This window comes from Shewanella sp. SM74, assembly GCF_025653725.1.
GTDB lineage: Bacteria > Pseudomonadota > Gammaproteobacteria > Enterobacterales > Shewanellaceae > Shewanella > Shewanella oncorhynchi.
Map to the genome: position 1 here is coordinate 56,332 of NZ_JAKKRZ010000018.1, position 16,154 is coordinate 72,485.

The window sequence follows — 16,154 nt, forward strand, 5'->3', positions numbered from 1 at the left end:
GAGCCAAAAAATATCAAACTATTATATAAATGATCAAACATTATTAAGAATTATCAAACTATTATATAAACGCACAATGATAACCTTTCAAATCTGTATCGATCGGGTGCATCTTCAAAATCAGATCTGATCGGCCTTATCAATGCCAATGTGCCTATATGCGTCAATATGCTCGATACTTCTGCATTGGGGCGAGAATTGTTGATTAAGTACGCTAATCGCAACGGGCAACTGCTACTTGATTCTGGGGCATTCAGGGTTTTTAAATATAATCTAAAGCATGAGCTAAGTAACACATTGGATTTTCAGCGAGTATTTGAGCGTTACGCAGAAATAATAAATGGCTGTTTTTATGCTGGTACAGTTATCTTTGTGGCTCCTGATGTTGTGGGCGAACAAGCTCATTCATTGTCATTATTGCTGAAATACATTGAGCAGATTAAGCAGCTGTTAGCTGAGGGCGCATCGATTATGATACCTCTTCAAAATGGCCCTAAAACGCTAACAGAGTGCTATGACTTCGCTCTATCGGTCATTCCAGTTCAATACCATCATCAAATAGTGATTGGTTTGCCATCGAACGCTGAAGCGCTTTCAGCTAGCAAGATCATTTCCTTTTTGAAACTCACACAGCCAATTCGCGTACATTTTCTTGGTTCGTCAGAATCTCAGCTTGTACACCATGCAAAATATGTAAGCCCTGGCACTGAGTTATCATGTGACTCGACTCGGCTACGAAAACTGGTAGGGGAGGGTAAAATATTGACCACCATGCAAAGATCCATCGTGGACACGGCTATCGAATCTGTGTGGTCAGGGGCTAATGTTCCTTATCTTGAAGAGTCTGGTATTGGGTATGATTTCACCGAGTTTTTAGGCAACTTAGATGACTTCGTTTCCCATTGTTCTAACAACGAGCTAAAACGATTAGCGGTAACCTTTGGTTGTTCTACGACCGATTTAAAAATCGCTTGTGACAACGATGATTTACATGAATACCTCGATAGCCTTAATTTCGGCTACGCGGATTTAAGCTATCATCTGCTATATCAGTTTCACGAAGCAGAGTGCCGCCGCCTTTTAAGCCCCAAGATTCGCCAATATTCTGTAACAACACTCGCAAAATTGGGTGTAATTTGACGGGATAGTTGTGCGATTCATTGACTATGAGATACTGTAATTGTTCTCAGGTAAATCAACAGGTGTCTATAATGAAAGGTTTTTTATTATTTATTGGGTGTATCGTTATTGGCTTCATGACATCATCAGTGAAATTTGCGTTATTATTAATCGTTATTTTGATAATTATGTCTATCGTCAAAGCGTGTAAATCTGATAAACCAGCACCTACGAAATTAACGCGAAGAAATAACCAATTTTATGGCGAAAAAAGTCTTTTCCATGAAGATAAATTTGACCCACTTCATCATTTTGATCCAGACAGTGGTATTTTCTAGGAAGATTGTTATGTACAAAATAAAATCATTTGGTAAAGATTCTATTGCAATTTCCGCGCGTGAAGTCATTGACACTTTGAACGCTCGCTATCAGGGTTAGTCAGTAGCAATACATATTAAAAATCCTTCTGCTATGACCCATGTTTTTTTTGTCGACGTAGCTCCTGACGGGACTGTCACCGATTCTTACACTAAGTTGCCGATTACTGTTGAATTCCTTCTATCAAATGAAGCGTTGAATAATAAAGATTCATACTAGCCACTTAAAATGTGTCAGGATAAGGAAGTATCACAGCATTAAAGTATCCTAGCCGGAAAAGGATAAGTATTAATTACAGTGGGTCACAAGCCCAATTCAATATGATAATTGACCAGCGTGGTAAATCGGTATTCTGCACTATTCAGAATATTTATATCGGACGCTTTCACGGCTGCGATGTACTTCTCAACATAGGCCAGATACATTGAAGTGATATGATTCTCTTTACCAACCAGCTTTTTACCTGACGCTTTCGTTCTCAAAACGAACACATCAGCACTGACATGCTGAGCACTCTTAATCAGCATTGCCTTGGAATAGTCCAGCCCCATCCCTTTAACACCCTTAACCTTTGAGACTTCTAGAATGAAACTCGCCTTGTGCAGAATGTTTGAGCGTACAGGGATAGCGAAGGTTAACCCCTCACTGATCTTGATCTGAACAATGCCGTGACCTCTAATTTTATCACCCGTAAACCACATTTGGGCTTTCATATCGAAATCGAGAGCTTGTGTAAGTACCGGATTATCGGTGTAAAAAGATGTAGCTAGCTTTTTGAGTTCCATTTCTTTCGCCTAAAACAAAAAAACCTCGACAGTAGTCGAGGTTTTTAGGGTAGTTAATACAAGGAATTTAGGTTTTTTACGTGGGGATGTTCCTACCGCCACAAAAATAACAGGAATTTAGGTTTTTTACGTGGGGATGTTCCTACCGCCACTAACTACATGCTTAGTATCAATCAAAGACTTGCAGATGTCAAATACGAGTTAGGTCTTTAGAAGTACCGTTAAGAACAAAATACAGCAGAGGTTATAATTCATTTCGGGGTAAAAACGAGTAAAAACAGGTGGTAACGAAGGACATTACCGCCATTTTAGTATGATTCTTTATACTCAAAACCCTATAACCCGGTCTTTAATGCAGGTGCAGAACCGAGAACACTCGCAACGCTTTACCACATTTCTGCAACAGGCGGTAAAGAAGCCACTTATGTTTACCAGTTTGTTGCAAAAAAAGCGGAAATCCTGCAAAAACTTACCAGCAAGATCCCCGCATGTTTACCATTCTGCCGCAATGCTTTACCCCTGAATTACTGGGCGAGTATGAATCTTTATTACTCAGTATCAAACTTAATACTGAGTATGAGACTGATTCCTCCCCCACAACATCGGAATCGACAAAGAATCAATACTTACGAGTATGCTCATATCATACTGTAATTTCTATTTACCCTCATTTATTCATTTTCGTCTTCGTTGCTCGATTTAAGCCCCATGTTTTACTGGATTTGCTTACGAAATCATTGGGGTTTTGTTAATCTTTGAGTAAATACAATGGATAGATTTCTAGTGCCATATTTCCTAGACACCACGACGGTACATGACATCGAAAAACACATTCGATATGAGATTCGAGTGTCATTGCTTGCAAAGTCAATTCTCAGAAAAATGAAAATGACTTTCAGTAGGCAGACATTGGCTGAACTAGATAAGGCTTTTTTGGTCCGGGGATATAGCCGTGAATTGCAAATCAATGAGATTAGTTCTGTAGTGGTTTACGAACTATTTAATCGAGAATTCGACGTGGTGTTGGATGAGGGTATCGTTTACGACGCCTGGCACCATGCGTATCTTCTTGGTATGTGTCCAATTGAAAATACTGTTGCGCATTAGAAATGCCAGAAAGCACAATGGATTTCATGGTTATCCTTTCTACATTGGATTATTTGGTGATGATTGTGGTGTTGAGAAACCTCGTCGCTCAATCCTCGAACCACTACCTATACGTTGCTTTTAGGTCAATTGGCATTGTTCTTCATGAATCAGCTCGCTTGTTAACAGCAATGCGATTCAGACATTAAATTGTTGATTTTCAGCCTTTCAAACCAAATCAGATGGATCACACGCTAGGCTATGTCATTCACGCGGCCTTTATGGTTTTCACCAATCACCAATTCAGTAATTGGAATTGGAATTGCACCATTGTTTGCAGGAATAGGGGGTTCTATCTTGTGACTTCCCATCTAAGGCCCGATGTAGCGATTTATTTTTAGAAAAATCACTCTAAACGGCGATATAAGCCTCGTTCTTATAAATCTGATGGCAATATGCGAAGTTATCCTTATCTCTCCGTACAATGGTTATTTGACCGCTTTATGGTTATTTTAAGATATTCTATTGGCACATTGCGTGCCAAGTAAGGCCGATTTCTCTCAATTGATTATTGGATTGGTAATGTTAGTGTTCGGAATGGCTGCTATCGTTAGGTTATACTCTGAAGTGTTGAAAGTTACTCAATTACGGTTGTTAGTCGTAAACAATATATTTGGACTCGTGACACTCGCTTTAATCGTAATCCTTACCATTACAAAGATCGCTGAATTTTTCTGCAAGCTTTTTTCGATGTCGTATTCTTCTTTCAATAATAAAATGCCCCTTCTATAAGATCTATATAATTATAAAAAGATATTAAATATATAAAGATATAGGAAGCGTTACAACTGCTATTTAACCCTTAAAAATCAAGTGGTTGCGATGACAAAAAAATGTAAAGATGACAATTATTTGTCTTTGTCGATCAAATAGCTGTCATTGAGGATCGTTTTATTGTTATTCAAGATCGTTTTCTTGGTATTGAGGATCGTTTTATTGTTATTCATGATCTTTTTTTTGTTGTCACTTATCCACAAGCACAAATAATAAGCATTTTTTGAGGGGTAGTCGAAAAAATATACGCTTTCTTATGTTGTATTGCATATTCTTGTCATTAAAGATCGTTTTATTGTCTTCAAAATTACAAAAACTTGTCAACTTCTTAATTATCAGGCAAAAAATACCTATCTCTGCAATTGAATGGATCATTTACTTGGCGACTAAAGATCATTTTCTTGGCGTGACAAAAACTCCAAACTAATACGTTACATCAGCATTTGATGCTTTTAGCTGTTTAATTTTGTCTAAAAAGGCTTTCTTTTCGTTCTCAGCTTGCTCTTCCGGATCTTCGGCCTTGGCAATCTCTTTTTCTTCAATTACCTTGTAGATTTCACTTGCTGACTCGATATCTTCTAACACCATGTATGCTTCAGCTAAGAACTTTAAATCTTCGATTGACAGATATTCTTTCTTGATTAGTCGTCTGGTTTCCATGTCTTTGATGACGTCCTTAGCTGTAACCTCATCCATACTAACTTTGTTGTCTATCCACTTATAATGGAACTTAATCCCTGTTGTAGTTCGTCCTTTCTTAATAAGGCTATAACCGAGATCTCCTTTATCTCCCGGGAACAGCAATAACTCGTGTTTGCAAATTTTTGAAATTTCTTCAAACGAATCGGCGATACACCTTTTTATGAAAACACCTGTACTTTCAAGGCTTTTATAGGTGTTACTAATATTCCCCTTTTCATCGAATAAACCGAAATAGCCTTTTAATTCCATAATCGTAATTGGTCGCTGCTTGTACCCACTACTTTTAAAACGGCTGAGCACTTCATACAGGCGCTTACTGTATGTTTTTCTCAGCTTATACAGAGGTTTACGATTGATTAATGCATATCCATTAATCGAATAATCAATATACTGTTCTTTAAGCTCGTGATTGGGGGTGATTAAAAGTTTTGCGTCCTTGTACCTGATCCGCGACAAAATTGGAATGTAATCCCATTCACCAGTGTCCTTGTTTGCAAACCCTACTGTTCGCGCCGCTAGCCTGTCAGCGACAGGAGCAAGCGTTGTACTTAAATGGTTTGACTCTATATCAAACCATTCCGAAAGCGTTTGTGCTGGAAATTCATAAGTAGGACCTGGCTTTGAAGTATCCCAATGGTCTGCTTTCATGTGAGCAATCATTAAGTTAAAAATGTTTTGTTCATGAGATGTGAGACTCTGACGAGAGAAAATTAATTCATGAGACTTCTTGAACACATCTGGCATTGTTTCTTGCAGTCCCAATTCCACATGCTTAGAGTTGTTTTTTTTGTCAGCGCTTGTAGTCATGCTTAACCTTTGGTGTAAATAAGTTCTTGGACGACAATTAACGATGAATATTACATAATGTTGTCTTCATTGCAAACGTAAACTTGTCTGTTATAAATACATAAACTTGTCTTTTGCTTTACATAAACCTGTCAATCTGGATGAAGCCAACTCCGTAGGACTGCCATTCCAATACATCCGCTTTAGTCACCTATGTCACTGAAAAACATTTAGTTTATGTAAATGCAATCAATGGAGTTTCCAATAGATCACATTCTTGTCATTGAATCGATCATATTCTTGTCATTCATCACAAAATTATGCCAGAAATGTACCTTGGATTAATGGCTATGCCATTAATTTGCAAGGGTATTTTTTAGTTGTGCTTACTAGTTATTGATTATTATGGTAACGCTCACTGTTTCAAACTAAATTACATAAACTTGTCTTTCAATTGATCATATTCTTGTCATTTATCACAGGATTACGTCTGTAAAAAAAAAGCGTTTTACGTGTATATCTATGATTATTAACTATAAATTATTTTTCAAACTATTTTGCATAAACTTGTCATTCAATTGATCATATTCTTGTCATTCATCAAGGTGTTTCGCTGGAAAACTTGAATGCTTACTTGTGTATGTATATGATATTTATGAAAAATATTTTATATGATTTACTGGATTACATAAACTTGTCATATCAGCACGCCAAATTCATGTAATATTCAAATTTTCCAGCGTATAATATTGTTTAATAAGGTTATTTTATTTTTACTATGTTTTAGGTTAACACTCTAACTAAAGGCCGCTTAAGATTGTTCACTCTGATTTAGTTATTATTTATCAGTCTCTTATGATTTTATTGGGAGGTTTTAACTACCAGGATATGCACACTAAAATTAAAGATCATTTTCTTGTCATCGCGAAATTTTGAACTTTTTTATAAATATGTATATAAATCAATTTGGTATAAGTAATTTTAGTTCGAGATGTCATTATTTAAGACAAGAAAATGTAATTAAGCCATGACTAAAGACAATTTAATGTCATTTAGTCTTGGCCATTGACAAGAAAATGATCTTTAACTCCAAATGACAAAAACATGTATTGTTTAGTTACACAGACCTCATTTTTTCAAACACTGACAACCTCGCCGCTTCTTTTACCCCGTTCCCCAAGCTGCGATACTTCTTCATTAACTCGCGGTCATCGGCGTCCGTAGAGAAAATCATTAAGGTTTCAGGTTCGAGTTCTAAGCGGCAAATCTCACTCATCTGTTTGTGAAAGATCATGATTTCTGAATAAGCGCCTTTCTTGGTATGGACTGATTTCATTTGGTTGAACTGTGCGTCCGTCGCTGTGAATGACTTCGTATTCTTGATTTTGTCTACGGATGATGGATCTTGACCCAGGAACAATTTCCAATCCGTGTTCGCCAAAATTGCTTGTCCAACAGCATTATTTGTTGCGTCCAAAAGGTTCTGTGTAATGACCCCACCAGATGCCCTTACTTTACGGAACTTACGGAATGCAGCCTGTAAGAATTCCCCAACGAATTCAATAAGAGCGCCTTTGTCACCGTCCTTATCGCCGGCCATCCATTGCCAAGCTTCCTCAAGCAAGAAGAGACTCTTGCGAGCAGTACCGCCTTGGAATATTTTGTGTTGGATTTGATTAATGATCCCCAAGATTACAACGAGCTGCAGATGCAAATCGTTCTGTAATTCTTCTAGCTCAACAACCACCAGCCGACCGTCAAAGTTAATAGCGGGGCGCTGGTCTGAAAACAGATGTCCATACACGCCACCTTCAGCGAAAATCTTTAACTGTTTACCTATTTGGCGCATGTAATCCTCTGGATGCTGCAAACAGCGCTCAACAAAAATAGTTACTGTGGATTTTTGACCCAACTCTTTCCACATATCCGTGAGCATTGTCATCATCTCGGCACGTTGTACTTCAGACACACCATGCTTCGGTGCAGCCATAGCCTTAAACATGGTTAAGATCATTGGGCCTTGCCCGTCATCACCTGTCCATTCGTGTATTGAGGGAAACGGATTAAGGGAGAATTTGAAATTGCTATCAAACGATATAAATTGGCTATCAACGAACATTTCTGCGAGGTTCTGATATGAGCGTCCACTATCAAGAATGAACACCTGAGCACCGTCATCAAATTCCTCTATCTCATATCCCTTTTGATGCGGTAACCGGCGCAATGACCCGCCTGTTTTGACTCCTGAATTGAGATAGCAGTTTACGATGTAGTTCACCAACACTGATTTACCTGATCCCGTTGCCGCACTCAGTAAGAAATTGTACCCACCGTCGGTTTTAAATAAATCCCAAAAGAATATCTGTCCGTTTCGGGTGGCTAACGGAACAATAGGGAGGTTTGTGTTGCCCTTCCAATTACTCATGTGGGGAGTTAGGAATACCAATGCTTCCGATGAATAAATTGAATGCCGTCTAAAGTTGGCGTATCCCTTGTCCATCATGCAAGGTATGTTTTGCAGAAACAGTGGCCCTGTCAGTACCGATTCTTTCGTAAACGTTATTCGTTTCCCATCAAAGTAGCGCTTCATTTTTGCAACGGAGCGTTCGCTTCTCTCTTCAGAGCACGAAAATACGATGACATGAGTACCTGAGTTAACAACCTTAGCCGCGCGTTGATCAATTTCCGTCCAAAGCTGGTCGTAATCTCGTTTCTGATCCGCAAGGCCATGGAACCATTCAAGGATTTTGCCTTTGGCTTGCCCTAGTAACCATTTTCGCCCCGCTCCTATATCACTCTTGGCTTTGCCTTGTTCTGGATAATGAATGAGAGTAGATATCATAAATGGATCACCGTGAGAAACGGAGCCAGTCTGCCAGTCACCCACCAAGTCAAACATTTGCCCGTAGTAAATTTCATCTGGCAAAGAGGTTAAAGACATAATTTTTATGTGAGTTTGGTTATCTTCTTCAAAGATTATTTTCCCCTCACTATTCACATCCTTTGGCTTACCGGTCACGATCCCATTAGGCGTGAAGTGAATGATGTTGCCGTTTTCAATAATCTGCTCAGACATTGACAGGCTTGCATTAGGCTTTGCATTGATATTTCGCCAAAGAGCATCTTTGGATGAATTGAATAGTGCTTGTAGGCGCCATAACAAGTCTGACGGCTGTAACTTTCTAGGTCCAAAACCAACACCCTTTAAGCTTTCTTCTAAGTCAAGGATCAATGCTCTAAAGCGTTTTTCTTCACGATCGTTTGCGAGTAATTCCGATGTAGGCACTCTAATCGTCACCCAAAACTCAAAATCTCTAAGGCGCCCACCGTTGTGCATGTCTTTGAATACTTTGCTTTCCAAATCTTGAGCCAATGACTCTGCCATCGATGTGGTCAGTTCATTGTCATTACCCATCATTCGATTGCCGCGTGTTAGTTCGTATTGGCTAATGAAATACCCTATGTCCGGCAAAGCAACCAATTGAGTTTGAATAGTGGTGTCTGCAGGGAAGTCCTTTTTATATATGGCATCCCAAGTGTTTTTTAGCTCTTCATTGCAACCCGGAGTAGGCTGGCAGCAAAAGACCACGGCCATTCCGCCGCCTTCCATTATGAAATAATCGGTTTCATAACCTATAAAACCAAACATTTCGTCAATTTTGTCGTAATTTGAAAGTTGGCGGATTTTATTGAAGTAACTAGAAAAAACACTCATCATTTAATTCCTTGTTTCTCTGTTACGCCTAAACTACTTGAGCCCTGTTTTGTGTGGGCCTGACGTCGTTCTTCTTCTTGGGTAAGCTGCTGGATTTGTAGTGGGACTATTCGGCCTGGGCGGTCATTAGCTTGCTCACCTACCAACCATTTCTTTGGCGCAACTTCGACATAAACAAAGCCCGGCATGTGAAGATCACCGTCTGAGTCTGTCCATGCTGCAACTAATATCCGCATTGTTTTAGGTTGTTGGATAACGGCTAATGGCTCTGGTGCTAATGCCATCGGGGATTGTCTGTGTACCATGAGTTGTCCATGTTCATCTTGGACGCCAGTAACCGCGCCGAACGTTCTATTAAGAGGCTCAGGGACTAATTCGGCTTCTGGCATTGTGTCATGGCGAAGATGCGATAAAGGCTCATAGACTTCGTTTGTTGCATGACCTTTATCTATTGAAACAGTTTGATTGGTTTCAGCATTTATATTTGGTTTAACAGGATTATCAGATAGGAAGGAATCATCTCCATCTGTCATAGCTGCGTTTGTTTCAACTTCTTTTTCTTCTACTGGTTTTTGAATTTTACCCATAGAGACATTGAGCCCCTCAAGGTTTGACCTGTCATTGGTTAAGTCATGTATTTGTCGAGCTGATGAACAAGCCGCGCCTTTTGAGTCGTTAGGACATGAAAATTCATCTTCTCCAACCTGTAGTGAACAACCAGAGCTTAGAATGCTTAACGCGAATGGAACTATGATGGCTAAATTTCTCATTGAAAGATTTCCTCAGCATTGGGTGTAGGCTGTGTTGTTGTAGAATCGCTGGTAACTGGGGGTGATTGTTTTTCAGTAACAGCAGGTTCTTTGGGTTTGTTTTCTAGCCATTCCTGTTGTTTTTCTGGAATACCTGCGTAACGACGCCCATCTGTACGGACGAAATAGGGTACTTTATTGATGTCCAAGTACATGGCCATGAGCATTGGAGTCATGACTTTTTTCAAATCTTCTTCTGAACATTCTCGTTGTCCAATACCCTCAACACTCCCAGTAGTGAGCACTTGAATACTGTCCGTTGTAGAGTATCCACACCAAGCTTTCATCGCTGAATTGATAGAAGCTTTGTCGTGCGGCATGATTATTAAATCAAGATTGACTTTAAACGGGTCAAGGTTGCTTAAAAATTCTTGAGATTCTTTTGATGTCGGACTAACGAATACTCTGGCTTGCTTTGCTATGTTTGGGTTACCAAATGGGATGACCGCCATTTGATTCATTAGTGTGCCGTTAGCAAATGAATCTAAGTTAAGTAGCCACGTATCATCTGCTTGTTTAGCCGTTTTTACGGGAGTCATGTTCCATAAGTCTTTAATTTCCCCATCAATAAGGAATCGACCATTGGAAGATATAAACATAGGGGGCTTACCTTTGAGCTGTATAAGCATTACGTTTTTAATTGGCATCATTCGCACAATTTCAACATCGCCCAATTCGCTCATCATTTTTTTTACTTCGTCAGAAAAACTTGTCTCTACCGAGGTTTGAGAGTCTTTCATCTTGGCAGCTTCTTCGAGATCTAATGCCATTGTCATCGGGCTATTGATTGTCAAAGCTAAAGCTATTCCAGTGATCCATCTCATCCTGCATTCTCCAATGTTTGAAGTAATTGTTGGGGAGGTTGGTATCCGGGCAGCATTTCACCATTGGGTAAAATGATGGAAGGGGTGCCACTGATGCCTAAAGACTCCCCTAAGTGATACATCTTATCTACAGGGTCAGTGCAGGCTTTGGCCACAACCGGGATGTCATTTTTTGATTTCGTCAATGCTTCTGCTTGGTTCTCTGAGCACCAGACATTTCTTAGGAGAGTGGCCATTTCTGATTTGACACCACCGCGAGGGAACGCCGCATAAGCGATGGTGATGCCCAGTTCATTGTATTGCTGTATTTCTGAATGGAACTTGCGACAATAGCCGCATGTTGGATCGGTAAAGACTGTCACACGATATTTTTCACTTTTAGCAGGGAATAAGATTAGATCACCTTGGAGTACCGCCATTTGCTCGTTAGCAAGTTCTCGCTGCCTAATCGCCGTGACATTCATTAATCCATCTGAAAATTTGTGAAGTGAGCCCGAGAAAATGTATTTGCCATCGTTAGAAGCATAGAAAATCCCTTTTTCTGACTCAATTTGGTAAAAATCAGCAAGAGGGGAGTCTGTTACTATGCTGACTTTAAATGGCAGCAGGTTTTCGAATTTTGCTTTTACCTCATCTTTGGCTACATTGGCCGCAAATGATGGTGCGGTTATGGCCATGCTTATCACGGTTGCCAGTATCTTAACGTTTGATATTTTCATTTCTGCCCCTCGCTAATTAAGTTGGGGCATTATCACTCATGAAAACTTCACAGTTTTCTGATTCAGGAACGATTTTCGTCGCTGAACCAAATTTATGGGGCTTTAGTGTGTGAGAAAATCTCCTTCCATCGTAATGACCCGATGATTTTTCAGATAGAGAGGTGGTAATGAATAAAGGCGTGGAAATGGATGTTGCAGTGGTAGAAGATCCGGATCTAATATCGTCCAATTCGTACCTAAAAGTGTTGCAGATTTACTTTGTTAATTTATCCGCTTTCAGACGTTTTGTTGGGGCTACGCGGACACAAAAAGAGCTTAAACATAAAATAAAGGCATACTTATCTAGATGTAATAATCTCTACTTACTAAATCGTTCTCCTATCCAGTTGCAAGTCGACAAGTTGGTTTTGCTCCAGTTGGCACTTACATTAAACGATGACTTAGCTGCGTAATAAGAAGGCCGGTGTTCATCTCGGCCTTATCTTCTGATTATTGTCCCGTTAAGCGTTCCAAAAGTTCGCGCTGTTGTTGTTCGCGCTGCTTGTACTGTTCTTCGTTAACAATTCTAGGGTTTTGAATATTCAATTGCTGAAGATGCGCCCTGAGATCGGCTATATCATTAATTTTCATATTATTACTTTGGCTTTTAAATAGAAGAGCATCTTCGTTGACCGCCACGATATTACTTTTCTCAAGTAAAATTTTGAGAATATCCATATACTCTAGCTGCGTCACAGTGTCGTATCCTGACATCGAAAAATGCCCCGCAAGATCTCTTGTGTTGATGACCTTTATCGTGGGCTTTTGCGCTATTTCACTTCTTAACTGAGCGATTTCATCATGCAGTGGTTTGATTTTGTAATCGACGATATTCAAAACAATGAAAATTCCGCCTATCAACATGATGAAAAGTGCAACACTGTAAAAGTCTGATTGTTTTTCTGTTACTTTACGGCGTTCAGTGGTCGTTTCTGGATCTGTGTTATTCATGCTATTTCCCTATTTTAAGTGCAATACCACGTTGAACGATAAAATCCACCTCACGACCACCCAACACTTCAACAACGGGCCATGAAGCATCAACCAGTTCTAAATAATATTTTGCTATCATATCAAATGAAGTGCTGGCACCATTTAGTGCCGCTGATTGGCCCATGCTTGTCCAGTCGGTTTTTTGGAAGATAGATTCATCCCCAGGATTGGTATTCAGCACATTGATCGATTGCGGCGCCGCGGCTTTAGATAACCCTGATAAGAATCCTGCTGCCATTGCATTACCCATTAACCCGCCAGATTTGGTCACTAACTTGCCATCTATTCCGTTCTTACCGTCTCTACCTACAGCATAAGCGGTCAAGGGTACCTCAATAGCTTTGCTGTCCTCAGTGATACAAGACAATGTTTCTGCGCGAATGAAAGCTCTAGCCGTCGCAAGATCGCCAACCGCGGTCCCAATGACGAAACATTCTCGAATATCAAGCGTGTAGTTGTTGGGCATGAGAGCGTCGTGCTTAACTCTGATTAAGATTGGCATAGGCATTTTGCTTTGTTGACCTCCCGATGTCGGGGCATCAACACCATTAAGCAACGTACCTGTGAGTATTGAACCTGCAGACAACCAAGAAGAAATATCTTCCGCTTCTTTTTTACTACCCTTATCTACCACTGCTGCACTTTGGGCATTGTTGTTAACTGTCTGCGAGTTTTCTGTGACTGTGACTAACTTGACCTCTTGCTCTTCGATATGACCAGTTTCCTTTACAGAGCGCACTTTTCCTTGGGTGACGGTACGTAAAATATTACCTTTGATAATTGGCTGTCTCGTTATTATTTGTGTTTGAGGCCGCTCAACTATTTGGGCTACATTCCCATTTTGATCATGACGGATTATGGTCCCATCTCCACCAGCTTGTGTACCAGCAGATTGCACATTCTTGTTGCTGGCCAATTCGCTTTTAAGTTGTTCAATTAATGTTTTTTGCTGGTTAATTTCATTTCGGAACTTGAACATCTCCATTTCTATCTTTTTTTCACGTTCTTTAAGTCTATTTTCCTGCGCGAATGCCGCCAATTCACGGTTTTGTGAGTCGGCAGCTAATTGATCAAACATCTCCTTTGTTTTTTTCTCTTCCATTTGAGAAACTTCTGCAACAGAGAATAGCTCGGTGCCGTTGTCTTTTTCATTGTTCACCACAGGCTTTTTGGTTTGGGTGAAAAACAATGGCACTAAAAAATACAGAGCGCAAAGAACCACTGCCCATATCACTATTTGTCGCTTTTTGGGGTCTTGCCAAAACTCTTTAACAATTATCTTGGACATTATTCACCTCCCGTTAAACCAAGTTCTTCTGCGCTTATCTGTCTACGACGGTTATTTTTCTCATGTTTTTCTATGTAAAGCTTGTCTCTTACGATATACACCTCAGTTGACTCTCCAGGCTGTAATATCGATTGGTCAATAAACGCCACGGCTAACGTATCTCGTGTTAGACATTGTTCTTCTTTGATTTGATAGGCGTATGAAGTATGGTTATACATAACAACGACATCGATATACTCTCTTGAGCCGGCATAACGCTGTGCTGTCTTTTGCCTTATGGCCACAGAACATGGTTTTACTAATGTTGAAGGTACTTCTGTTGATTCGGTGAACCCTGGTGGAATGCCGTTTTGAGCGATAGGCAACAACATCGACTTTAATCTTGTGATGTGAGAAGCTGTGTTTAGATGTTCTTCCGTAACACTGGATAATTCATCAATCTTCTTTAGACGCTCTCTTTCACGCTCTCTTTCTGCGATTTTATATTGCTGATCTGCGGTTAAATCAACATCCACATTGACCATGGCTGGCGGGTTATTGTCTGGCTGTAGCACCAACGATATAGCGGTTTCTGGCAAACCTTCTTCATACACCATAATCCCCACAGGAACCATTGAATTGGTTGTAATATAAATATAACCATTCGATGCCTCAATGATGGATTCTTCATCGGAAGTGCGAATTGCTACCATGGAGAAATTGGTCTTAATGCGGTTCATTAGTCCAGCTGCAACCGCCACAGCAATATTTTCTCCGGGTTTCAGATGGTAGTTTTGAACGGGCTTGTATTGTGCTTGCAATTGGTTAGCAAAACCGCCTTCTGTGCCAGATTGTATCGGGCGCCCATACAAGTCTGTTTTGGCCGCTGCCTGCGACGATGGACTGTCTTCTGGTACTGCCGATTTAAGAGAGTCAAAAATGAATGATACAGGGCTAGAACTCTTATTTTCGATGCGTTCTGGCGGTAAGCGTTCATTCGATGTGTTGACGGGAAGTACAAACTCATTTACGGGGTCACTTTCAGGCACAGCTAAAACCGTGTGGCTCATCATTGCACAGAACAGTAAAGACAAATTTAAGCACTTATTTATTTGTTTCATTTGGAACTTCCTTAACTTGTGAACCTGATTCTATAAGCCCTTCACGCATATCTGAGGTCAGCTCTGGTATCGTGTCTTCAGATGGTACGGTGCGTTGACGGGTGTTCGGTTTGCCCGGATATTGTTTGAAGTAAGATATTTTTGGCATACCACTTGCGACCCCAATTCTGAATTCATACGTCCATGTTTGAGTCATCGGGGCTTGCCCTGGCAGTGTGATTTCTCTTGAACCCCAAATCCAAACAACATCTTGATGTTCGTCGAAATAGATGTCTTCTATAACAAATCGTTGCTTCAGTTTTCTGGCATTAATAATCGAGACTTGACGATCTATCTCATCTTGGAATTGTTCGCGTAAATAAGGTGTCGAACTGGCAAGGAACCGCTCTTTGACAAAATTGATGTTTGTCTTACTGATATTTCCGATTAATTCCGCAAATGCCGTCGCGTGTCCTTTTTTGAATGATGCGTTGGCCCAATCCCCTTTAACTTCTATAACTTCGGTGATCGGTACATTAGGTAATACCACAGCCCCAGGCTCAAAGGTGGCGAACCGAATAGCAATAATTAGCAACGCTATGCTCAAAATCAGGTTACTAAGCAAGCTAACATTTCTTGTCGAAATTGCGTCGCCAATAGACTTTCGGATTTCTTCTGCATTACCCATCATTGATTTCATTTTATAAACTCTCTTTTAAGTGGATCAGGTACGGTGAAGCCTAGTTTCAGTGGCATGACTCCCCAATACCAAAGAACGTGTTCTACATAACCTCTCGGGTGATTTTCACTAAAGTAACTCGTGATTTTGAAATACATGATCGCGAAGATGGATGCCTCAAAAACGGCTCTGAATGTGTAACCCAGTGCGAGCGCAATCGCGATAGGTATGAATTGATCAAGAGTAAAGAACAAAACCAATAATGGTTTGTTTACTCGGAACGGAATTCGATAAGTGCTCATTTCAAGTTGGCCCATGT

General features: G+C 40.2%; 13 protein-coding genes. 2 read left to right on the forward strand and 11 right to left on the reverse strand.

Features of this window, described 5'->3' with window-relative positions:
• The first annotated feature begins 168 nt into the window (after window positions 1-168).
• Together L5M49_RS17345 and L5M49_RS17350 are read left to right on the forward strand one after the other, a co-directional pair.
• On the forward strand, window positions 169-1,140 hold the full coding sequence (locus L5M49_RS17345) for a hypothetical protein (RefSeq protein ID WP_263266534.1): 972 nt from the start codon (window positions 169-171) through the stop codon (window positions 1,138-1,140).
• A gap of 71 nt (window positions 1,141-1,211) precedes the next feature.
• Window positions 1,212-1,457, forward strand: coding sequence for a hypothetical protein (locus L5M49_RS17350; RefSeq protein WP_263185311.1), 246 nt, complete (start codon window positions 1,212-1,214; stop codon window positions 1,455-1,457).
• 342 nt (window positions 1,458-1,799) lie between these two features.
• Here L5M49_RS17350 and tenpIN read toward each other — a convergent pair whose 3' ends face one another.
• The 11 genes from tenpIN to traL all read right to left on the reverse strand — a co-directional run bounded on the left by tenpIN (window position 1,800) and on the right by traL (window position 16,152).
• Entirely contained in the window at window positions 1,800-2,282 is a 483-nt protein-coding gene (tenpIN, locus tag L5M49_RS17355; protein ID WP_263185312.1) for a type III toxin-antitoxin system TenpIN family toxin, read from the reverse strand.
• 2,343 nt (window positions 2,283-4,625) lie between these two features.
• Window positions 4,626-5,711 (reverse strand): replication initiation protein, encoded by a 1,086-nt coding sequence (locus tag L5M49_RS17360; RefSeq protein ID WP_263185313.1) that lies wholly within the window; start codon window positions 5,709-5,711, stop codon window positions 4,626-4,628.
• A 1,096-nt stretch (window positions 5,712-6,807) separates the two neighbouring features.
• A complete protein-coding gene (locus L5M49_RS17365; RefSeq protein WP_263185314.1) occupies window positions 6,808-9,405 on the reverse strand; it encodes a TraC family protein in 2,598 nt (865 codons plus the stop codon).
• A complete protein-coding gene (locus L5M49_RS17370; protein ID WP_263185315.1) occupies window positions 9,405-10,175 on the reverse strand; it encodes a TraV family lipoprotein in 771 nt (256 codons plus the stop codon). Before L5M49_RS17370 ends, L5M49_RS17365 begins: the two co-directional genes overlap by 1 nt.
• On the reverse strand, window positions 10,172-11,038 hold the full coding sequence (locus L5M49_RS17375) for a hypothetical protein (RefSeq protein WP_263185316.1): 867 nt from the start codon (window positions 11,036-11,038) through the stop codon (window positions 10,172-10,174). The genes L5M49_RS17370 and L5M49_RS17375 overlap by 4 nt, the downstream gene beginning before the upstream one ends.
• The gene (locus L5M49_RS17380; protein WP_263266535.1) at window positions 11,035-11,757 is read right to left on the reverse strand and encodes a thioredoxin fold domain-containing protein; all 723 of its coding nucleotides are present in this window, start codon (window positions 11,755-11,757) and stop codon (window positions 11,035-11,037) included. Before L5M49_RS17380 ends, L5M49_RS17375 begins: the two co-directional genes overlap by 4 nt.
• Window positions 11,758-12,246: 489 nt before the next feature.
• Entirely contained in the window at window positions 12,247-12,747 is a 501-nt protein-coding gene (locus L5M49_RS17385) for a hypothetical protein (RefSeq protein WP_263185318.1), read from the reverse strand.
• 1 nt (window position 12,748) lies between these two features.
• The gene (locus L5M49_RS17390) at window positions 12,749-14,077 is read right to left on the reverse strand and encodes a TrbI/VirB10 family protein (RefSeq protein ID WP_263185319.1); all 1,329 of its coding nucleotides are present in this window, start codon (window positions 14,075-14,077) and stop codon (window positions 12,749-12,751) included.
• A complete protein-coding gene (locus L5M49_RS17395; RefSeq protein ID WP_263185320.1) occupies window positions 14,077-15,177 on the reverse strand; it encodes a type-F conjugative transfer system secretin TraK in 1,101 nt (366 codons plus the stop codon). The genes L5M49_RS17390 and L5M49_RS17395 overlap by 1 nt, the downstream gene beginning before the upstream one ends.
• Entirely contained in the window at window positions 15,161-15,856 is a 696-nt protein-coding gene (locus L5M49_RS17400; protein WP_263185321.1) for a type IV conjugative transfer system protein TraE, read from the reverse strand. The genes L5M49_RS17395 and L5M49_RS17400 overlap by 17 nt, the downstream gene beginning before the upstream one ends.
• Entirely contained in the window at window positions 15,853-16,152 is a 300-nt protein-coding gene (gene traL, locus L5M49_RS25350) for a type IV conjugative transfer system protein TraL (protein ID WP_069455537.1), read from the reverse strand. Before traL ends, L5M49_RS17400 begins: the two co-directional genes overlap by 4 nt.
• Window positions 16,153-16,154 lie beyond the last annotated feature (2 nt).